This window comes from Streptomyces flavovariabilis (genome assembly GCF_000725785.1).
GTDB lineage: Bacteria > Actinomycetota > Actinomycetes > Streptomycetales > Streptomycetaceae > Streptomyces > Streptomyces hawaiiensis.
Genome location: NZ_JNXD01000008.1, coordinates 236,894 through 257,494, shown reverse-complemented (window position 1 = coordinate 257,494; position 20,601 = coordinate 236,894). Strand labels below are relative to the sequence as shown.

The 20,601-nt window shown below is 68.5% G+C and carries 18 protein-coding genes and 4 pseudogenes; 3 read left to right on the top strand and 19 right to left on the bottom strand.

All coding sequences use genetic code 11. The features are described 5' to 3' along the window. The 9 genes and pseudogenes from IO24_RS0116985 to IO24_RS0116950 form a co-directional block, all read right to left on the bottom strand. The coding region (locus IO24_RS0116985; protein ID WP_244310217.1) for a YihY/virulence factor BrkB family protein at window positions 1-324 on the bottom strand (324 nt) is incomplete at its 3' end. Between the two features lie 227 nt (window positions 325-551). Then, window positions 552-1,295: pseudogene (locus tag IO24_RS0116980) on the bottom strand (DNA-directed RNA polymerase subunit alpha); the annotation flags it as partial. A gap of 312 nt (window positions 1,296-1,607) precedes the next feature. Beyond that, entirely contained in the window at window positions 1,608-2,645 is a 1,038-nt protein-coding gene (locus IO24_RS0116975; RefSeq protein WP_234335409.1) for a beta-ketoacyl-ACP synthase III, read from the bottom strand. Window positions 2,646-2,810: 165 nt separating this feature from the next. Then, complete coding sequence (locus IO24_RS0116970) at window positions 2,811-4,427, bottom strand: wax ester/triacylglycerol synthase domain-containing protein (RefSeq protein ID WP_157851258.1); 1,617 nt, start codon at window positions 4,425-4,427, stop codon at window positions 2,811-2,813. 39 nt (window positions 4,428-4,466) lie between these two features. Then, entirely contained in the window at window positions 4,467-4,811 is a 345-nt protein-coding gene (locus IO24_RS46430) for a nitroreductase family deazaflavin-dependent oxidoreductase (protein ID WP_267886835.1), read from the bottom strand. A gap of 420 nt (window positions 4,812-5,231) precedes the next feature. Next, a pseudogene (locus IO24_RS46425) lies at window positions 5,232-5,840 on the bottom strand (SDR family oxidoreductase); the annotation flags it as partial. Then, a complete protein-coding gene (locus tag IO24_RS0116960; protein WP_244310218.1) occupies window positions 5,837-7,354 on the bottom strand; it encodes a prenyltransferase/squalene oxidase repeat-containing protein in 1,518 nt (505 codons plus the stop codon). The pseudogene IO24_RS46425 and the gene IO24_RS0116960, both read right to left, overlap by 4 nt. Before the next feature lie 165 nt (window positions 7,355-7,519). Then, window positions 7,520-8,494 carry a terpene synthase family protein gene (locus tag IO24_RS0116955; RefSeq protein ID WP_031136576.1) on the bottom strand — a complete coding sequence of 325 codons (975 nt, stop codon included), beginning with the start codon at window positions 8,492-8,494 and terminating at the stop codon, window positions 7,520-7,522. 6 nt (window positions 8,495-8,500) lie between these two features. Continuing rightward, entirely contained in the window at window positions 8,501-8,893 is a 393-nt protein-coding gene (locus tag IO24_RS0116950) for a hypothetical protein (RefSeq protein WP_157851257.1), read from the bottom strand. Window positions 8,894-9,920: 1,027 nt separating this feature from the next. Here IO24_RS0116950 and IO24_RS47605 point away from each other — a divergent pair. Beyond that, window positions 9,921-11,035 (top strand): annotated as a pseudogene (locus tag IO24_RS47605) (IS110 family RNA-guided transposase). 52 nt (window positions 11,036-11,087) lie between these two features. Here IO24_RS47605 and IO24_RS0116940 read toward each other — a convergent pair. The 7 genes and pseudogenes from IO24_RS0116940 to IO24_RS47370 form a co-directional block, all read right to left on the bottom strand. Further along, window positions 11,088-11,633 (bottom strand): hypothetical protein, encoded by a 546-nt coding sequence (locus IO24_RS0116940; protein ID WP_031136572.1) that lies wholly within the window; start codon window positions 11,631-11,633, stop codon window positions 11,088-11,090. A gap of 642 nt (window positions 11,634-12,275) precedes the next feature. After that, entirely contained in the window at window positions 12,276-13,151 is an 876-nt protein-coding gene (locus IO24_RS40715) for an urease accessory protein UreD (protein ID WP_051905923.1), read from the bottom strand. Further along, window positions 13,148-13,837 (bottom strand): urease accessory protein UreG, encoded by a 690-nt coding sequence (gene ureG / locus IO24_RS0116930; protein WP_031136569.1) that lies wholly within the window; start codon window positions 13,835-13,837, stop codon window positions 13,148-13,150. The genes IO24_RS40715 and ureG overlap by 4 nt, the downstream gene beginning before the upstream one ends. A gap of 38 nt (window positions 13,838-13,875) precedes the next feature. Then, window positions 13,876-14,550, bottom strand: a complete 675-nt coding sequence (locus tag IO24_RS0116925; protein WP_031136567.1) for an urease accessory protein UreF — start codon at window positions 14,548-14,550, stop codon at window positions 13,876-13,878. A 104-nt stretch (window positions 14,551-14,654) separates the two neighbouring features. Further along, complete coding sequence (ureC, locus tag IO24_RS0116920; RefSeq protein WP_031136566.1) at window positions 14,655-16,643, bottom strand: urease subunit alpha; 1,989 nt, start codon at window positions 16,641-16,643, stop codon at window positions 14,655-14,657. Continuing rightward, window positions 16,640-16,966, bottom strand: coding sequence for an urease subunit beta (locus IO24_RS47375; protein ID WP_338055626.1), 327 nt, complete (start codon window positions 16,964-16,966; stop codon window positions 16,640-16,642). Before IO24_RS47375 ends, ureC begins: the two co-directional genes overlap by 4 nt. A 153-nt stretch (window positions 16,967-17,119) precedes the next feature. Continuing rightward, window positions 17,120-17,416 (bottom strand): annotated as a pseudogene (locus IO24_RS47370) (urease subunit gamma); the annotation flags it as partial. Between the two features lie 562 nt (window positions 17,417-17,978). Here IO24_RS47370 and IO24_RS0116910 point away from each other — a divergent pair. Beyond that, the gene (locus IO24_RS0116910) at window positions 17,979-18,569 is read left to right on the top strand and encodes an isochorismatase family protein (RefSeq protein WP_031136564.1); all 591 of its coding nucleotides are present in this window, start codon (window positions 17,979-17,981) and stop codon (window positions 18,567-18,569) included. A gap of 83 nt (window positions 18,570-18,652) precedes the next feature. Continuing rightward, window positions 18,653-18,823, top strand: coding sequence for a hypothetical protein (locus IO24_RS45675; RefSeq protein WP_167551615.1), 171 nt, complete (start codon window positions 18,653-18,655; stop codon window positions 18,821-18,823). 266 nt (window positions 18,824-19,089) lie between these two features. On the opposite strand, the gene IO24_RS45985 is transcribed toward IO24_RS45675, so the two are convergent. Genes IO24_RS45985 through IO24_RS46405 form a run of 3 tightly spaced genes read right to left on the bottom strand, consistent with a single transcriptional unit; the run spans window position 19,090 to window position 20,578 of the window. Then, window positions 19,090-19,467 carry a hypothetical protein gene (locus IO24_RS45985; protein ID WP_051905921.1) on the bottom strand — a complete coding sequence of 126 codons (378 nt, stop codon included), beginning with the start codon at window positions 19,465-19,467 and terminating at the stop codon, window positions 19,090-19,092. Next, a complete protein-coding gene (locus tag IO24_RS46410; protein WP_051905920.1) occupies window positions 19,461-19,904 on the bottom strand; it encodes an aldehyde dehydrogenase family protein in 444 nt (147 codons plus the stop codon). The genes IO24_RS45985 and IO24_RS46410 overlap by 7 nt, the downstream gene beginning before the upstream one ends. After that, window positions 19,871-20,578, bottom strand: coding sequence for a hypothetical protein (locus IO24_RS46405; protein WP_051905919.1), 708 nt, complete (start codon window positions 20,576-20,578; stop codon window positions 19,871-19,873). Before IO24_RS46405 ends, IO24_RS46410 begins: the two co-directional genes overlap by 34 nt. Window positions 20,579-20,601: the final 23 nt, after the last annotated feature.

The following is a 20,601-nucleotide window of genomic DNA, read 5'->3' as shown; positions in this document are numbered from 1 at the left end:
GCTGATCCGATGCATGGCGTACAACGCCCGGCGGAAGACGCTCAGATAGCTGCATCCCGACCACAGGGCTCCCGCCCCTCCGACGAAGATCAGCGTCCAAGCTGCCGTCGGCTGTGTGACCATCTGCCGCAGGGTGCTGCGCAGCAGAGCGCGGGATTCGGCCGGGGCCGCCTGCGTCATGCGGTCGATGACCTCCGGCTTGGCCGTGGGCATGGTCAGACCCAGAATCGAGAGGATCACCAGCAGCAACGGGAACAGGGCCAGAACCGCATAGTAGGTCAGCGCAGCGGCCCAGTCCGTGACGTCGTCGTTCCAGACGGCCATCGGCGTCCGGCGCAACGCCACCCACCACCGAGCCGTGTGACCGTCTGCATCATCCATGACGCGGATGCTCTCACTCTTCGTCCTCGGGCCACCATCCAGCACTGCGGTGCGACAGAACCCGGCACGGGTGCCGGGTTACCCGACGTACTTGGGAAGGCGGGACGCTCGCGGGGGCCACGGCCCCTTGGCACCGCGCGGTGAACAGAGCGTGGAGATTCTCCTGTCCCCGCCAGATCGGCGGCCAGGGCGGCGTCCGTGGGGGACGGGCCCATGTCGATGCCCTCGGCGTCGATGTTGAGCTCGCGGGCCAGACCGAACAGCTCGACCAAGGTCTTACCGGCCGACGCCATGGCGTCACGCGGGCGCATGGCCTGCTTGGTCTCGACGTCGACGATCAGCTTGTCGAAGTCAGTGCGCTGCTCGACGCGCGTGGCCTCGACCTTGTACGTGACCTTGAGTACCGGCGAGTAGATGGAGTCGACCGGGATCCGGCCGATCTCCTGGCCGACCTGCTTGTTCTGCACGGCGGAGACGTAACCGCGGCCACGCTCGACGGTCAGCTCCATCTCCAGCTTGCCCTTGCCGTTGAGCGTGGCGAGGACGAGGTCGGGGTTGTGCACCTCGACACCGGCCGGGGGCGCGATGTCGGCGGCGGTGACCAGACCAGGGCCCTGCTTGCGCAGGTACATCACGACCGGCTCGTCCTGCTCACTGCTCACGACGAGCTGCTTGATGTTGAGGATCAGGTCGGTGACGTCCTCCTTGACCCCCGGCACGGTGGTGAACTCGTGCAGCACGCCGTCGATACGGATGGACGTGACCGCCGCACCCGGGATCGAGGACAGCAGAGTCCGGCGGAGGGAGTTGCCGAGGGTGTAACCGAAGCCTGGCTCCAGCGGCTCGATCACGAACCGGGAGCGGAACTCGTCGACGACCTCTTCGGTCAGGGACGGACGCTGAGCAATGAGCACGGGGTGTTGCCTCCAGTGGTTGGCGCTCGCTGTGTGACGCCGTGTACACACGAAGGGTACGGGCACTACGGATGCGGCTCCGGGAAATAGCACGTGGAGTGGTCCATCAGCCACAGTGACGACCACGGTACCCAAGATCGGCGGGGGGACGGTGGTCCCCAGGGCCTCAGCGTGTGCTGATGCTGAGCTTCTTCAACAAGGTGTTCGTCGAGGCCGGCTGGGGCGGAGCGCGTCTCCCCAGTCTGCGAAGGCGTATCTGGATGTCTGGTCGGCGCCGGAGAAGGCCATCTCGTGGATCCGCTCGCTGTGCGCTCAGGCGAGAACCTGGAGGCCGATGGGCCACAGCAGAGTGGTGGCCGCCCAGGTGAAGCCTGCGCCGAAAGAGGTCACGACGACTCGTTGCCTGGGTTTCAGCTGCCCGTTGATCGCGGAGTGACTCAGCAGAAGGGGGATGGAGGCTGCGGAGGTATTGCCGACGTGGGTGATGTTGGACGGTACGCGCTCTGGCGGGATTCCCAGGGTGTTGGCCACAGCCACGCTGATGCGTGCGTTTGCTTGGTGGACGATCAGCCTGTCGATGTCCTGAATGGCCCACCCTGCTGCGGCGGCTGATTCTTCAGTCACGTGAGTGATGCGGCGCACCGCGTGACGGAATACCTCGTTCCCTTTCATGTGTACGTAGCGGTTCTTCAGGTCGGCGGTGGCACGTGAAGGGTTGCGGGAACCGCCGCCGGGGATGTAGATGGCGTCTGCGTGCTCGCCGTCGCTGCCCCATGCGGCTGGTCCGAGAGCTCCTGGTTCGTCAGCTCGTCCGGCAGCGAGCACGACTGCGCCTGCTCCGTCTCCGAAGATCGGCGCGGTAGATCGGTCGGCGGGGTCGATGACGGCTGACATCTTCTCGGCTCCGATGACCATTACGGTGCTGGCGGTTCCCGCGTGGATGAGTCCTGCTGCGACGGTCGTTGCGTAGACAAAGCCCGAGCAGCCGGCGCCGAGGTCGAAGGCGGGCACCTGACGCAGGCCGAGGCGGTGGGCAACCAGGGGCGCGGTGCCGGGCACATGATGGTCCGGAGTGGCGGTGGCCAGGATGACGACGTCGACGTGTTCGACCTCCGCCGATTTCATCGCCCGTAGTGCTGCCTCTACCGCCAGGTCACTGGTGGCCGTCGCCGGATCGGCGATGTGCCTCGCGGCGATGCCGATACGGGTACGGATCCATTCGTCCGTCGTGTCCAGGCGTGCGGCGACGTCGGCATTGCTTACCTTTCGCGGGGGCAGGTAGGACCCCAGGCCGATGAGTCGCGCGGCATGCGCTGGCGACGGGGTCGTGGTTTTGCGTGCAAAGATCAAGGGTTTGTCTTCTCCGTGCTTGCTCGTTCGCGTCACCGTCAGCGGAGGGACTGCCCTCTGGGTTCCGTCTGACCGGGCGCTCGTTGTGATCCCGCTGTCGCCGGTGTGCTGCCGCTGATGTCGGCGGGTGGTGGTCGGAGCTTCTGGCGAGGGATCGGGGCGCGACTACGCCTCGGGTACCGCGTGGGGTCGATCTGCCTGTGGGTGGGGGCCCTGCTCTGCCGGGCTCTCGTGGTCGGAGGGTGACGCCGCCTGTTGGGCCACCAGGTTGACCAGGTCGGCGACGGTGGGTGCCTTCGCCAGTTCGTGTTCGGTGATCACGATGCCCATGCGGTCCTCGAGGCTCATGGACAGCAGGGCAACGGCCAGGGAGTCGATGCCGGCTTGTGCCTGCGTGGCTTGGGGAGTGATCGGTGCGGCCGGCAGACTTCCCTGTTGGACCAGGATCTTCTTGATGAGCGCGAAATCGATGACGGTGGCGGTGTTGCGGTCAGCGGCGGGCCTCGGGGGGGTCACGCCGGTGTGGGGAGGTTGGCCCGGCACTTGCCGGTCGTTGGGAGGATGCGGGAGTTGGTCCACCGCGTCGTGGAACAGTCTGGGCAGCTGGTTCAGTCCGGGGAGAGCGGCGTCGGTGACGAAGCAGACGCTGGTGGTTCCGTTGTAGCTGCAGGCCACGATCGACGCCGGCTGGTGCCGTGGGAGCCAGTTGAAGGGCTGGATGCGGGTGACGGGGTCCTGTTTGTAGCGCAGCGGCCGGTGGATGGCGAGGTAGGACGTGGTGATGGTAGCCCGGTCGGGTGTGGTCAGCCGGGTCGCCAGAGCCTGGAAGGCGCGTGCGGGGACGAGGTCCATCACGGAACGCATGGCCTTGTGGCGGGTCGGGTCTTTTGCAGTGCGGGTGGCCGCGATGACGTGGTCGAGGCGGCCTTCCACTGTCGGCTCGTGGCAGGGAAGGGGCGCGGGTGCGAAGGTGCAGTAGTTCCCCGGCCGGTCGTGTTCCTCGGCCCGGCGCAGGTTGACCATGGTGATAGCCGGCAGCGGCCTGTCGGCGCCCCGGGGCCAGGATTGTGATGTCCACGTGCGCAGAGCCCCGCTGAGGGTGGCCAAGAAGCCGTCGTTCGTGTCACCGCCGCGGACGGTGGCGGCTTGCCGCAATCGCTGCGTGGGTACGTGCGCCCAGCTGATGTCACGCTGGCCGGTGAGGGGTAGCGCGTTGTCGTTCCAGACGTTGTTGGTGGCGCTGGCGGCGATCATGCTGCGCACGGTGCCCAGGTAGGCTCCGGCGCCTGCCCGGGGCGCGGGCTGCGTGGTAGGTGCGGGTGCGGTGCCGAACAGTGTGGTCAGGGTGCCGATCAGACCCATGCCGTCCTGGGTGCTGTGGTGCGCTCGCAGGCAGATGGCGTAACGCCCCGGGGCATCGCCGGTCAGCAGCCACATGTCCCACAGGGGGCCCGTGTCGGGCAAGGGGTGCGCGACGAGGTCGGTCAGGGCCGCCTCGAGGTGCTGTTCGCCTGATGGGAGGTGCTGTTCGCGTACGCGGTGGTTCAGGTCGGGATCCGGGTCATGGCGCCAGCGGGCTTTGAGCCCGGGGCCGTGCAGGTAGTGGGTGACGCGCGGCTCGTGCCCCAGGTGGGACGCGACATGAGTGCGGAGTTCACCGAGGGTGGGAGTCGTTCCTTCCAGGTGGAGGATCACTCCGATGGTCTGGGAGATCGAGGGATGGGCCTGGGCCATGTCGTGCATGGTCAGGTCCATGGGGGTGGGACGAAGGGGCACGGGCACGGTGTTCTCCGCGGTGACGGTTCGGTGGGGAGAATGGGGTCAGGCCGGTGTGAGCCGGAAGATCCGCAGGCAGCGTCCCGAACGTTGGGCGAAGGAGACGTAGGCGGGCCAGACTTCGACGAGGTGGTCCCAGGCGGCGGCCCGCTCGGTTCCCTCCAGGAGGGTGGCGGTCACCGGCAGCCTGCGTCCGCGGCGGGTCACGGTTGCCCGGGGTGTGGCGATGAGGTTAAGGGACCAAGCGGGGCTCGGGGGGCGGCCGAAGTTGGTGTCGACGACGAGATAGCTTCCGTCTGCTTCGAGGTGGCACAGCAGGGGGGTTTGACGGGGCTGGCCGCTGCGGCGGCCGATGGTGGTGAGCATCAGAGAGGGCAGCGTGGCGGGCATCAGGAGCATCCGGCCCCCGCTGAGGCGGTGAGCCGCCCGGTCGACGCCCGGCGCGATATGCGACATGACGCGCACGAAGTGAGCGTTCCCCCCTGCCTTCTTCAGGCTGCGGGCGATGAGCCCGTCCCGGTGGGTGCCGCTGGTTCGGGTGGCCTCGGGCTGCACTGGCGTGACGGGTGTGGGGCGCCCGGCGGCATAGTCACGTCGGGCGCTGCCACCGGTTGCGGCGGCCCTGCGGGTGAGCTCGGGAGCCATGGCGTAGGCGCGGTAGAACGACGGCAGATAGCCGGGAATGTCGACGGCCGGCCGACGGCTGCTGATCGCCTCAACGGTCGCGGCAGCGACCTTCTCCGGTGTGGTGGGCGGCAGGAAGTCGGCGATCCTCGGCATGCGGGCCGAAGGGACGTGGACCTTGAAGAAGTCGGTGCCAACGACGGTGGCCGGACGCACCAGGGTCACGCCGATGCTGGAGCCGGCCAGTTCCATGCGCAGCATCTCGGTGTACGCCTCGACGGCGGCCTTCGCCGCGGCGTAGGCCGCCGATGGTCCTTTGACGAAGATCCGTCCTGCGGCCGAGCCCATCGCCACGATCTGCCCACCGCCGCCCGCTCGCATCAGCGGCAGCACTGCTTTGACGGAGCAGACCAAAGCGTCGTACGTGGTGCGCATGGACAACTGGGCCTGCTCGATGGTCATCTCTTCGACGTCGGCCCAGTGGATGTAGGCGGCGTTGTGGACCAGGACGTCGATGCGCCCGTGTTCGGTGTGGACCTTGACGATCCACTCCTCCAGGGCGGTGCGGTCGGTCACGTCGACATGGGCGAACCTGACGGAGGGCGCCCCTGGCAGCTGGGCGAGGTCGGCAGCGGCTCAGTCGAGGCTCGCCTGGGAGTTGTCGCACACGTACACGTGGGCTCCGGCTGCGGCCAAGGCGCGGGTCAGGGCCCAGCCGATGCCCGCTGCGCCTCCGGTGACCAGGCATACGCGCCCGGGCAGGGAAGGGGCGGCTGGCTGGCGAAATGGGTTCATGGGGCTGTCCTTTCGGCGGGTTGCGCACTGCTGTGCCGGCGGCCCGGCCTGACGATGCGTGACGGCCGGATGCGATGGGTGAGGTGGCCCAGGGCGAGCAGAGTGAACGCGTCGGCCAACAAGGGGACGTGATACGGGAAAGGACGCGGGCCGACCATGTCGGGAACGGAGATGATGCTGCCGTCGGGACGCTGCTGGGCGAGCAGGTAGCGAGTGGCGCGCGCAGCGGGAGCAGGGTCGAGCTGTCCGGCCAGGATGATCAGGGCATAGGCGGTGCTGATGGCATCGCTCGGGGCGCCGCCCTGCTGTCCGAAGCCGCCGTCTTCGTTCTGTGCGCTCTGCACCAGGCCGGCGATCCGACCACTCATGTCATGGACGACCGGAGGAGACTGCCGGCGGTGGGGGCGAGTGGCGAGATACGCCCTGAAGAGGGTGTGCAGGCGACTGCTGCTCCAACCGGGGGGAAAGGAGCCATCAGGCATCTGGCGGTCGGCAAGAAAACGCAGCGCAGCCTGGATGAGGTGAGGGTGGCGGCCTTGGGAGCTGAGCGCGCTGATCGCGGCGGCGGTCATGCACGCCTCGGAGGGAGTGCCTGATCCGTAGGTGGGGAATCCGCCGTCGGCGCCGCGGACCGCGACCAAGGCGTCCAGTGCGCGCCGAATCTGGTCGCGGTAGACATCCGGGCCCAGCTGATGCAGGAATTCGACCGCCATGGTGGTGCAGTCCGTGTCGGCGAGCCGAGCCCGGTCGGTGTAGGACCAGCCGCCGTACGTGCGCTGAACGCGCACAAGGTGCCGGGCGATGCGATGCAGTACCTCGCGCGGTGCGCCGGTGCTGCCCAGGGCAAGGCCCGCAGCGACTGTGCACCACGTGTCGGTGTCCGTGACGAAGGGCAGGCCGCCGTCCTCCCGCTGGTGCGTGAGGGCGGTGCGCAGACCGGCGTCGACGACGCTCTCCATGCCGGGCACGTCCACCAGGGCATGCAGAACTGACAAGTGGATGAAGAGGTTTCCCTCCCACACCGTTCCCGGGCGCTGGGTGGAGACCAGCAGGGTGACATCGTCCCGGCCGGCCGGCGCTCCGCCTGCCGCCCGGCCCAGGATCGCGTTCACGGCAACGGCCTGCACAGCAGCCCAGGGATGCAGCGCGCTCACATCAAAGGCATGGGGAGCAACGTCGTCATGGGCGGTAGCCGCGTCGAGCATGGTGAAGATCGCGTGGACCAGAGCGCGTTTGCGAGGTCCGGTGAAGTCCGGGACCCGACTGACGATGTCCTCGAGGACCTGGTGACGAGCCGGGCGCCCGGTGCTGCGGCCCAGGACGGCAGCGGCCACAGCCGCGTCCATCAGATCCCCGCTGCCTCGGTGACGCTCCAGATAACGCACCATGCGGTCACGCGCATCGCGGTGGCCAGACCCGCACCGCTCCACCAGCGCCAGGGCGAGCGCGGATTCAAGGACCCGGCTTCGGCAGGAGTCGCGCACGGCACCGTCCGCTCCCACCCGGTTCAGCACGTGCGCCAAGAGACGCCTGCGTCCGGCGGGCAGCGCTGCGGGGAAGCGCGACGACGGCCAGGCCGGGGGAAGCTGCTCGGCGGCAGGGAGTCTCATCGGTAGGACAGTCCTTGAAGGCACGGAAACACGGTGGAGCGCGGATCGGCAGGGGTCGGGCGAACGAGATCAGTCACATGGACCGGGGCGCCCGGACGACCAGCGGGCGTCGAAGCGATGGGTGACGCCAAGCCAGTGCAGCGTCGCGGCCACAAAGGAGCCGAGGGCCGTCACGTAACGCCGTACTCCGTCCCGCTCGGTTCCGGGAGCGGCCTTTGCGGTCAACGAGGCGGCAAGCGCGTGGAAATCCCTGACTCGGTCGTTTCGCATGGTCGTGACCTGCTCGCGTGCCGAGGACAGGGAGCAGCCGCGCTCACGGCCCAGCACGCTCACCAGGTTGTCGCGGTCCTCCCGCAGGTCGTCCTCGGCGGAGACCAGGTCATTGGTCCAGCCGGCCACGTCAGCCGCAGCCAGCCGCAAAGCCTTCATGAGGTCTTCCCCGCCGAGGAGGCCGGGCCAGGGCGCGCCGGCGGTGCACTCCAGGATGTCTGCCATGGGCAGGGCGGTAATAGTCCTGCGACGCCGCAGGACGTAGTCGCTGAACCCCAGCCGGAGCCGGTCTGCGCGGTCGGCGGCCTCTTCACGCGTGGCCAGGGCGAAGTCGCGGTAGTCGGCAACGAACCGCTCCCGCCACGGTGTGGACATCCGCGGAGCCGTACGCCGCCACAGGTCATCCAGAGCCTGCTCCATCCCGCTGCCCGATCCGGCCGCGCCGCCACCGGTGATCACGTCCAGCAAGCGGTTGAACAGCGACGCGACTTCCTCCGGATGGACATCGACCCGGCTGCGGTCGAACCGGTCGTCGACCAAGCAGATGAACGCCGCCCACTGGGCCGTCAGTTCCACCTCGCAGGCGCTCGCCCCTGGCACGGTCAGGCCGGCGAATTCACCCAGCCGCATGGCCACCAGACGCTTCTCCTCAAAAGCGTCGGCAACCAGTCTCAGATCCCGCGCCCACGCCAGCACCGTGGCGCCGACCTTCTCAGCCCGGACAACACCCGGGATGCCAGGACCGGCAGGCCCGACGCCAGACTCCACCAGCATCCGGGCTCAGCCCAGCGCCGGCACTACATCGACACGGCCCGCGACCGTGGCCACGCTGTCCCCAGGGGCAACCGGCGACGCACCGAACGCCCGGGAAAACACCGCCGCACCGTCCTGCGTCAGCATCGTGTCGAACGGCTTGCCCTCAACCGAACCAGGAGAGTTCAAAGACGGCATGGTGACCGTCATCTTCGTCATGTCGAGCTCGTACGTGGAGAGATCAACAGAGCGCGCCGCTCCATCTCCGACAGCCGCATCCACCGACATCGACCGCCGCGCCAAGTCACCGTGCGCCCCGGTGAAACGCAGACTGTGCCCGTCCGAGACCCTGGTGAAGGTCATGCCACCACCCGCAGTCCAGGACCCCTCGGTCAGATCGAGACTGATCTCGCCCTTCATCGGCCACTGCACACACGGGGTCGACCCTGAAGAGTCGAGCACAGCCGGAGCAGCAGCCGACACCACGACTCCGTCAGCCGCCAGATGCTGAGCAGCCGCGGAAGACAAGCACCATGTGACCGTCCCGGCAACAGGCATCACAGGTCCCGCAGCAACAGCCGCGGACACGGCAACCGCGGACAGGGAAACCAGAGCAGTGGCAATCACAGCACGACGCCGCATGGACAAGCCTTCCGTCAGAGGGCCGCCAGAATTGCCTAAAACACCTCTAAGACCGGACGAAAGAACGTTTCCGTTAGCGAAGTTCACCTGAAGGCGTGAGACCGGGCCACACCTCTGAGCGGCGACAAGAACCCGCACGTCGGTCTACCTCATCGGGCGACCTCGCATGCGGGTTCTGTCTCGCAACTGTCGTTCGGCCACATGGCGACGTCGGCGCCCCTCGACCACCGCGGCCGGGGGCACCGGCACTCTCTGCTCCTGCGGAGAGGGGCACCACCGACAACGCGGGACAAGCTGCAACCCGGGCTTGATGGCCTTCGTGGACAAATTCCGGGTGCACAGTCTTGCGCCCGACGTTTGATTGCGGCGATGGCGTGTAGAGGGTCCGAGGCCGTTCGTGCCGTGGTCGACGAAGGACAGTCGGTAAGGCGGGCCACACGCCTGCCCCTCAATGCCGGTCACGAGTGGACGAAGAGTTGACGCATTGTCAGCCCGTGCAGGCCAGGTTGAGCATCGGTTCGGACGAAGCCATCCGGCAGTGATCGAGTCATGCCGCTGTACCGGGATCGATGGGACGGTTGCGCAATGCCGTCCCGGACGGGGGTCTGACTCATGAGATCTATGACCGAAGTGTCCAGTCACAGGCGTGTCGACTGTCGTTACGGGATGGCGCCTGCTGGTACCGAGCCACAGGGCGTGTCCCAAATAGGGGCCTTGCCGACGATCAGGCGCCATCACGGTTCAGACCGCCCGAGCGGGCCGGTGCCATCCACCCAGCACGTCACCGCGGGGGAGGCGAACCACCATGACGACCAGACAGCGCAGCACCTCCTCCAGCATGGATCCTCCCGTTCGGGGTGAGGTCGTCCTGGGCGTGGACACGCACGGCGAGGTTCATGTTGCCGCCGTGCTCTCACCGCTCGGGAAGGTCTTGGGAACCGAGTCCTTTCCGGCCACGGCGGCCGGCTACCGTCGGCTGCTCGTCTGGGCCGGCAAGCTGGGGGCGGTGCGCCGGGCCGGTGTGGAGGGCACCGGTACCTTCGGCGCGGGCCTGTCCCGCTACCTGCTGGCTCAGCACGTCGAGGTGTACGAGGTGAATCGGCCCGACCGCTCGGCCCGTTTGCTCGGGAAGTCGGACCCGCTCGATGCGCCGGCTGCCGCGCGGGCCGTGCTCAGCGGTCACGCCAGGGCGCGGGCCAAATCCGGTGACGGGCCGGTGCACAGCGCCCGGATGTTCAAGCTCGCCAAGGACTCCGCGGTCAAGGCCCGTACCCAGGCGATCAACCAGCTCAAGGCCGTTTTGGTCATCGCCGACCCAGCCCTGCGGAGCAGCTGTCCAGTCTGGGTAACCGTGAGCTGTTCCGCACCTGCGCGCGCCTCAGCCCGCTCGACGGCGACGACGCCGGGGGCGATGAGGAGGCCGTGGCCCAGGCCACCCGCATCACCCTGAGCCTGCTGGCCCAGCGTATCGAGCAGCTCACCGGGCAGATCGATGAGCTGAATCAGCGCCTGACCCGGCTCGTCGAAGGCCACGCCCCGCAGCTGCTCGTGCCGGTGGGCATCGGCCCGGACAGCGCCGTCACGCTCCTGATCACTATGGGAGACAACCCCGAGCGGTTGCGCACCGAGGCGTCCTTCGCTGCTTTGTGCGGCGTCAGTCCCATCGAGTACTCCTCGGGCCGCCGGACCTCGCGTCGCCTCAACCATGGCGGCGACCGCCAGGCCAACGCTGCCCTGCACCGCATCGTGTTCACCCGCCTGCGCCACGACCCGCGCGCCCAGGCGTACTACGAACGCCGCACCCAGGAGGGCAAGACCCGACGTGAGATCATCCGATGCCTCAAGCGATATGCCGCCCGCGAGGTCTTCAACCTGGTCAGGAGGGTATCCACCAAACCCCCGTTACAGGGGCGTCTGTGACACGGCGAGGCCCGCCAGAAACCGTTCCGACGGGGACCTCCGCGCGGAGGTGTCAGCTGGCTGTGGCTGGCGGGCCTTGCTTGGCCGCTGAGGCGAAGTGACGGCGGGTCACCCTGATGACCTCGTGCCAGAAAGGCTTGGCGCTTAGATATGTGCCGAGCACGGCAAGAATGCCCAGGGAGACGTCGACACTGACGCGCCCTTGTCTGACCCAGTAGACGTCTTGAAGGTCCAGCAGCAGGGCGAATTCGTCCGCGATCAGTGCAGTTCCGCAGCCGTAGGCGGTGGCGACCGCGGGGTGTCCGACGGCCCGCTCGTCACCGCGTACGGCGATCAGGCTGAGGCCGGCGAGGGTGGCGATGCCGAGGTTGTAATGGTGCAGATGCTTCCCGCCGGCGGAGATGTTCCCCCAGGGCAGCCACCCGCCCCGAATGCCATGCGTGATCAGCCGCACCGTGCCGAAGGTCACCCCGAAGGAAACCCACGTCACCAGCAGCGACCGCTGCAGCGGCGTGAGGTTGCGGTCAGCTGCCTCACGCCATCGCTCGATGAGCCATGGCCGGGCGGGACCGCGCTGCCGCAGAGCTGCACTTGTCATGGGGTGACCTCTCGCTCCGCACCGGCTCCCGACGACGAGTTCCGGCGCTCCCGTGGGTCTCGTCGCTGTTCGACTTCGACGGTAGGCGCGGCGGACTGAGCCTGCATCCTGGGCCCAGCGCGGTAGGGCCCGAGTAGTCGGACGTGACCGGGGAGCCGCTGTGGCGGCGCCGTGGGGGAACGAGTCACTGCCACAGCCGCCCTCTTCTGATGCCCGCCGCCGGGCCGGCCAGTCCGAAACCACTCGCGTGAGCGAGAAGCCTCGCAGTCATCGCCAGCCTCTAAACTCGGGATCGATTCGTGACCGCGCGCGGGCAGGGGCGGGGCTGTGTGGGCCGGTCTGCTGTCCGGCTGGAGCGTGGACTTGATCGGGTGGAGCCGCACACAGGGTCCTGTGACGCTTGTACCGGTTGCCGTTGGTAGCAGCCCAGCCGTGCTGTGCGTCTGTGGGCGAGCGGCAGGCGCTGGTGCCCTGCCTTTCCTTCCTCGCATGCGATCTCGGCGGGCTCGGTGCGCGTGCCGCAGCCCGAGGTACCCGCGCGCCTGGGCCCGCGTCGTATGAGCCGCGCCGGGCCCACCGTGCGCGTTCGGCCATCCGGCCGCATCCTGAAAGCCGGGCCACGTGGTGGGGAGGGGGCGGTGATCACGCCCCGGACCAACCACGCTGTCTTCCGAGGGCATGCGCGTGCGCCTCGTCGAGGAGCTCGCGCAATACCGACGAGGTCGGTGCCACGGCTGTGGCGAGCAGAGCCGGCCCCTCGGCCAGCGGCGCGAGGAGGGCGCACCCGTCCTTGGAGCCCTCTCGGAGCAGGACGGGGTCCGGGCGGGCGTTCACGCCGGGTCCGACGAGTAGAAGCTGGCCGACGGCGCGATTGCCGTTCAGGACGGCCGGGCCGTCCCAGCCGAGTTCCGGGCTGCCGTACGCCGTGTGCTGGTCGAGCAGCTTGCGTCCGGCGCGGCGGACCAGGATCCGGCTGACGAGGTGGCCGGGCTCTTCGCCGGCCCGGCCCAGGAGTTGCTCTTCCCGCAGTACCAGCCGTGCTGTGGCGTCGAGTTCAACGGTGCAGGTCTGGCGCAGGTTGCTGCCCGCGGCGCTGATCAGCGGCTGCGGCAGCCAGCGCAGGATGGCGTGCTCTGCGACGGAGAGCCGTACGTCGTAGGTGGCCGGGGCGGTGGTGGGGCCGCGCAGTGCGAGGGTGGCGGCGGCCGTGGTGACCTCCAGTTCGGCCCGGTCCTCTGCGGTGATGTCGAGGGACAGCCGGTCGCCGCCGAGCGGGGCGCTCATCGCGCCGATGATCCCCACCCTGGCGGCGTTGCCGCCTGTGCGCAGGCGCCGCAGGTGGAAGGGGCCGTCGCTGCGCAGCTGCGGGAGGGTGGTGACGCGTCCGTTGTGCGCGGCGCGGATCCGGGCCGTGGCACGTACACCGTCTGGGTGGCCGGCCGGTTCCTGCGCGCCGGGTGGGGGACTGCTGACGTCGGACGTGGCTCGGGCGGAGGCGAGTCGGGCGGCGGGGCTCATACCGTTGCCCCGGCGCGCCACCGGGTGAGGTGGCCGGTCAACCACTCGGCGACTTCGTGGATGCCGTCGTCGGAGGTGAGGTCGGTGAAGATGACGGGAAGGTCGCCGCGCTGTCGTTTCGCGTCGACGGCCATGGCGTCCAGGTCGGCGCCGACGTACGGGGCGAGGTCGGTCTTGTTGACGATGAGGAGGTCGGCGGTGGTGATGCCGGGGCCTCCCTTGCGGGGGATGTCGTCGCCGCTGGCCACGTCGATGATGAAGATCTGTACGTCGACGAGGCCCTTGGAGAAGGTGGCGGTCAGGTTGTCACCACCGGACTCGACGAGCACCAGGTCGAGGGGGTGGAGGGTCTCTTCCAGGTGCTCGACGGCTTCCAGGTTGGCGGAGATGTCGTCGCGGATTGCGGTGTGCGGGCAGGCGCCGGTCTCGACGGCGGTGATCCGCTCGGGCGGCAGGACGGCTTTGCGCAGCAGGTACTCGGCGTCCTCGCGGGTGTAGATGTCATTGGTGACAGCGGCGATGCACCAGCGGTCGCGCAGCGTGCGGCAGAGCGCGGCGACGGTCGCGGTCTTGCCGGAGCCGACAGGCCCGCCCAGGCCGACGCGCAGGGCGCGACGGCTGCCGTCAGGCCGGGTCGCCGAAGCGCTGGGGATGTGCTGGTGAGACAGAGAGTGGTCGAGGTGCATGGCAACTCCGTTGCGAAGCGCAATCGATCGGGTGGTGGTCAGGAGGCGAAGAGCCGGACGGTCCAGGCGGCATGCTGCTCCGCAGTGATGTCCAGCAGAGGTGAGGAGGCCGACGGCAGGGCGTCGATGCCCTCGGTCAGGGCGAGGGTCGCAGCGTCGGCCGCGGCCGACGCGACGTCGTCGGTTTCCGGACCGAGGCGGGCCAGCAGCCCCGAGGCGTCGAGCGGGTTGAGGCTCAGCAGGCGCACGGCTGCGGTGGCCGGGCCACCGATGCTCTCGTACGCGGCCGCATAGGCGGCATCCACCGGGTCGAGCCCGGCGGCGCGGGCGGTGAGTCCCAGGACGATGGGCTGGTGAGCGCCCTGGGGCCGCGCGGCGGCCAGGTGCTCGAGTCCGGCCGAAGGAAAGGTGACACGAGCCGCCCGCATCATCTGTCGGCCGAGCTTGCGGGCGACGGCACGCAGTGCGGGGGCGGGGGTGCGGGCGTCGGCGGCGTCGTCGAGCAGCAGCGGGTCGTGTCCGGCGGCGGCCGCGGCGGCCAGCCCGGCCATCGTCAGACCGGTGGTGTGCAGACGGCCGCGGCAGAACGCTTCCAGGCTGTCGGTGTCGTGGACGGCTCCGTGGGCGACCGCGGCCTCGACGCCGCCGGAGTGGGCATGCCCACCGGCGGGAAAACGGCCGTCGGCCAGAAGGAGTAGGGCTGCGCGACTCATCGGCGAGCGGCTGCCTTTCACAGGAGAGAAGGTAACGAGGTGGCCGGGACTGACAGCCCGGGCCCGGCCGCCAGGGCGGTGCGGCGGCCGGGCCCGGTGGTGGGTCAGAAGAGGAAGTACCGCTGTGCCAGCGGGACTTCGCTGACGTAGGAGCGCGGTACGGTCACACCGTTGAGTTCCGTGCGGGCGTCGCTCGTCGTCGCACCACCGATGGTGACCTCGAAGCTGTTGTGGTCGACGTCGAGGCTTTCGGGCACCGTGTCGTTCAGCTTCATATCCTTCTTCTTGACGCTCCGGGTGTCCGAGATCTCGACGAACCTCTTTCGGAGTCCGAGCCCCTCCGTCTTCGCGTCCGTGACCTTGTTGCTGCCGTCCTGGGTGATGACGAATCGGGTGTTCAGCCTGTCGGCCACTCCCGGTGCTGCGAAGTTCACCGAGTTACTCCCCGGGGCACGGCCGGTGGACCCCCACACGGGCCGCGGCAGGTAAGGCTGCGGCGTCGTGATCGATGCATTGGCGTCGCCGACCTGCGCGTAGGCGAGCTGGCCGCCCTTGAGGACCATGTGCGTCTTGACGCCGAAGAACTTCGGCTCCCACAGCACCAGGTCCGCCAGCCTCCCCGGCTCCACGGAACCGACGTGACCGGCGATTCCGTGCGTGATCGATGGGTTGACCGTGTACTTGGCGACGTACCGGCGCGCCCGGTAGTTGTCGTTCGGCTTCAGCCTGTCCTCGTTGAAGGAGTGGTCCTTGTCCTTGCGGATCGTTCGGACTTTCGCGCTCTGCAGGTCTTCGGGCAGCGCGCCGTAGCGGGCTTTCATGACGTGCGCGGTCTGCCAGGTACGCATGATCATCTCGCCGATGCGGCCCATCGCCTGGGCATCCGAGGACATCATCGAGATGGCGCCCATGTCGTGCAGGAGGTCCTCCGCCGCCATGGTGGAGGGCCGGATGCGGGAATCCGCGAAGGCCATGTCCGCCGGAATGTCCGGGTTGAGGTGGTGGCAGACGACCATCATGTCGACGTGCTCCTTGACGGTGTTCACCGTGAAGGGCCGGGTGGGGTTGGTCGAGGCCGGCAGGACGTTCTCCTCCTTGACGAGCTCGATCATGTCCGGGGCGTGGCCTCCTCCGGCGCCCTCGACATGAAAGATGTGGATGGATCGCTTCTTGAAAGCGGCCTTGGTGCTTTCCAGGAAGCCGGACTCGTTGAGCGAGTCGGCGTGCAGGGCGAGCTGGATCTTGCGCTTCTCACAGACTGCCAGCGCCTTGTCGATCACCGCGGGCGTGGCACCCCAGTCCTCGTGAATCTTGAAGCCGATGACACCCGCGTCCACCTGCTCGTTCAGGGCCTCTACGTTCATCGTGCTGCCCTTGCCGAGCAGGCCGATGTTGACCGGGTACTCGTCCAGAGCCTCGAAGAGCCGGGTGATGTGCCACTCGCCCGGGGTCACGGTGGTCGCCGTGCTGCCCTCAGCGGGGCCGGTGCCGCCGCCGATGAGCGTGGTCACGCCCGAAGCCAGGGCCTCGTGGATCTCCCCGGGGCAGATGAAGTGGACGTGGGTGTCCACACCACCCGCCGTGAGGATCCGGCCGTTGCCGGAGATGACCTCGGTGCTCGGGCCGACCACGAAGTTCGTCGCCGTCACCGGCAGCCGCTCGCCAGCCTGTTCACGAGCGGATTTCTCGAACGCCGAGACCGGGTCCATCGTCTCGGGGTTGTACGCCTTGCCGATGGCATGAACTTTGCCATCTCTGATGCCGACGTCGGCCTTGACCACACCCCACCAGTCGAGGATCAGCGCCCCCGTGATGACCGTGTCCACGGGAACGCGACCCTTGTTGCCGCCCCCGTCCCTCGGGATGTGGGACATGCCCATCGACTCCCGGATCACCTTCCCGCCACCGAAGATCATCTCGTTGCCGCTGTTCTCCGGTCCGCCGCTCCAGTCAGCTTCGATCTCGACGGTGAGATCGGTGTCGGCGAGGCGGACCCGGTCCCTGGTGGTGGGCCCGTACAGAGTGGCGTAGTCCGCCCGCTTCAGCACATTGCTCTGCCTCTGCCGGCCCGTCTGCCCCGGCTGGCTACTCATCGGACGATCCCCTTGCGCAGTCCCTGGATCTTGCGGGTGTCCTTCTTGGCGTCGCCCTCGATCTTCACCAGTTCAACGCAGCACACATCTCCTGGTTCGAACCTCACGGATGTGCCCGCGGCGATGTTGAGCCGGCGCCCCTTCGCCTCAGGGCAGTCCTTGAGCGGCTGGTTGGTCACGGACGTGCCAACGGGGTTCTCGACCACCTCAAGGCCGGGGTTGGCTTCGGCGAAGTGGTAATGGGAGCCGACCTGGATGGGACGGTCGGACGTGTTCCTGACTTTGATCGTCTTCTTGTCGTCCTGCAGGTGCTCGTTGAACACGATCGCCTCATGCCAGGACGCGGCGTCCTCGCACGCATCGCAACAGACGGACGAGTCGGTGTCGTCGCAGTCGACCGGGCACTTCGGCCTGCGCGCCGGCTCGGGGTGCTCGACCTTGCCCGGATAGACCTCGGGCTCCTCGGTTGCCTCCGGGACGGGGTCGTGGATCGTGACCAGCTTGGTGCCGTCCGGGAAGGTGGCCTCCACCTGGACGTTTTTGATCATCTCCGGGACGCCGTCCATCACGTCGTCACGCGTGAGGACCCGTCGGCCCGAGTCCATGATGTCGCTGACCGTCTTACCGTCGCGTGCCGCCTCGAAGACGTGAACGGTCAGCAGGGCCATGGTCTCGGGGTAGTTGAGAGGCAGCCCCCGGTCGCGACGCTTGCCTGCCACGTCGGCCGCGACGTGAATCAGCAAGCGCTCCTGCTCATGCGGAGTCAAATGCACGATGAGCCAATCCTGTTGATCGGACGGTGGTGCGTGCGACCTGGCACGCCGAGGGGCGCGAACCACGCTCTCTGGACGGCAACGGGCGCTCTCCGATCATCAGCGGGCGAGAATGGCGAGACGGCCGAACAGCGGATGACCCACACCATCTGGTGAATCCGTGCACCACGCCGTTTTCAACGCGCCGGACAGGAGACGCGGTGCCGGAGCGTGGGCGAATCCTGCAAGTCGAGTAGCTCCTGGCTCTCTTCCGATGAGGCATCGCCTACCGGCGTCCGCACCGACCACCCCCACCCAACCGATCCACGCCTGAGTCCCCGCTCTCGACCAGCTACGACGTCTTCGCAAGCGGGCTGGAGAGGCCGCCGCACTCCGGTGCGGTGACATCGGCCGGCGTCCGGGGAGACCATCCCCGCGCACGGCATGGCCTTCCCGGGCGCGAATCGTTCCTGCGGTGAAAGCGTTGGGCCGTACGGGTGCAGTGCGGCCACTCGCCTCTCCGCAGGGCGGGCGAGGACCGGTAGAACCCGGAGGTGTTCCGTCGTGCTGAAGGGTGGTCGTGATGAGCCGAGGCTTGATCGTCGTGGATGTGCAGAACGATTTCTGTGAAGGAGGCAGCATCCCCGTCGCGGGCGGTGCGCGAATCGCGACCAAGATCGCCGAACTGGTCGAGCAGAGCGCGGGTGGTGAGTACCAGTACATCGTTGCCACCCGCGACCACCACATCGACCCGGGAGGCCACTTCTCCGAGACCCCCGATTTCCACGACAGCTTCCCCGTCCACTGCGTGGCCGGAGACCAGGGCGGCGAATTCCACCCCAATTTCGCACCCGCCGTCGCCGGTGGCAAGGTCGACGCCGTCTTCTTCAAGGGCGCGCACAGCGCATCCAAGAGCGGCTTCGAAGGTGCCGATGAACAGGGCATCCCTCTGGCCGACTGGCTGCGTGCCCGCGGGGTCGAGGACGTCGACGTGGTGGGCATCGCCACGGACCACTGTGTCCGCGCGACCGCGCTGGATGCCGGCGCGGCGGGGTTCCGGGCCCGGGTTCGCCTGGACTACGCGGTCGGGGTCGCACCCGACACCATTGCTGCGGCCGTCGAGGACTTCCGCCAGGCAGGCGTCGCCGTATCCGGAGACGTACCCGCGCAGTAGCTCCGTCACCGGCGCGGCCGGCGCCATCACGTCCCGAACCGGCCTGCGGCCACAGTCCCGTCACCCAGGGCCGGCTGGCGAGGGTGAAGAAGCCCTTGGACCTGAGGCTTGGGCTTATTCTGCTGATCATCGGCCTGCTTGTCGGCATGGGTCTGCTGACGACGATCGGTGGCATCCTCATTCTGGTTGGCGCCATCCTGTGGATCCTGGGTGCGACCGGTCGCGCGGTCGGTGGACGCAAGCACTTCTTCTAAAGTCAGGGCGCCTCACCAACTCTCTGCGACGAGTGACGTGTCCATGACTCCCTCCGCGTCGGAAAGTCCACACCGTGAGGAGCTTCTGGACCACTCGAGGCCGGGACGAGGTGAGAGCCCGGCCAGAGAGACAGTTGGGAACCCCGTGGGCGGGGCCATGCGCCGACCCCGCCCTGTCTCGTTGGCGATGAGTTGCCCTGAGCCGGGCCCTGCCCGCCGGTCGTCGAGCGCAGAGCCTGGCTGCGGGGTGAGGCGGATGCTGCCGCTTAGGTACAGGAAGCGACGGGCGTGCCGCAGACGCCGATGCCGCTCTGCACGTCGTCGGGGGTGTGTCCCGGGAAAGTATCCCAGGAGGCGGTTGCGGTGAGATAGCCGACGCCGGTCCAGGCGTTCAACGCAATGGTGCCGTAGCGGAGTTCGGAGACCGCTTCGTCCAGCGCGGGGCTGAGCACGGCCATCGTGCTCGGATGCGCGATGAGGGTCACGCCGAGGGTGCCGGCGAACTCCTCGTTCGTGGTGCGGACCGCCTCGGCGAGGAACTGGCGCGGGTCACCGGGGAGTTTCAGCACGGCGAGGACGGGGGCGAAGTGCTCCGTGGTCAGAGCTGGTCCGGGTTCCGCCGGGGCGAGACCTGTGATCAGCACGCGGCCTGCTCCGAGCCGTTCGGCGTCGTCGCCGTACGTGTCGAGGGCGTGGGCGCCCCGGTCGTCGCTGCCGGGGTAGTGCGGGGGCGGGCGGGTGCGTCGGCCAGCGCGGCTCGCAGGTGGGCCAGGAAGCGGTCCTTCTGCGCCCAGTCGGCACTGACGACGACCGCCTGGCTCGCTACGCAGTTGTAGCCGTTGTTGTGCAGCTTCTGGGTGGCGATGTGCTCGGCCTGGTAGCGCAGGTCCGCCTCGGACCAGCCGCCCGGCAGCACGATCGTGGGGGAGACCCCGCCCAGTTCGCTGGTGGCCGGCTTGTCGAGCAGCGGTGTGCCCGCCTTCTTGCAGCCGGCGCCCTCGTTACCCGTACCGAAGACGATCGCGTCATGGGTCGCGGCGCTGCCGGTCATGTGGACGTGGCGGACCTTCGGGTGGTGCACCAGGTACGTCCCGATGTCGGCGCCACCGGTGAGGACCCGGACCGCCCGAGGTCGATCAGCGGCGCCAGTACTCGGTTGAAGACGTCGAGGAGGCCGTCGGTGACCGGGTTCAGTTTGAGGGCCGCCACGCTGTTGTGCGCGTACAGCCCGTAGAGCACGTCCAGGATGGGGACCGAGGTGATGTTGCCGGCGCCGAGCACGACGCCGACGCCAGCGGTGTCGGACGGGTGGAGCTGGGCGAGGCCCGCGCGCTCCCGCACCTCCTCCTCCGTGGTGCCAGGCGGCATCCACGCCTCGGCGCTGAGATCGTTCAGCAGGAGGCGGTCCCAGATGCTGTGGGGCAGGACGCGGACCGTGACCCGTCCGCCAGGTGCTTGGCCGAAGGAGAAGCCGTCGACGGGACTGCGGTTCTCCCCCAGGGCGGTGATGCTGGCGGCGAGCGCGCCGAGGGAGGTCAGCACCGGGTAGGGGCCGGTGATCCATTCTTCGCCGATCAGCGGACTGTCGCCGGGCAGCCGCTCGTAGACGACGGCCGCGCGCACCCACGCCTCGGCCGCTTCGGCGGTGGCTGCCTGCATCTGCTCGAGCAGTTTCCGTCGCTTCGCCAGGTCGCAGGCGGCCCAGGCGGCCTCGCCGCGGACCAGGCCGTCGACGGCCTGGTCGATCGCCCGCACCCCCGCGTTATAGGGGCGTCTGT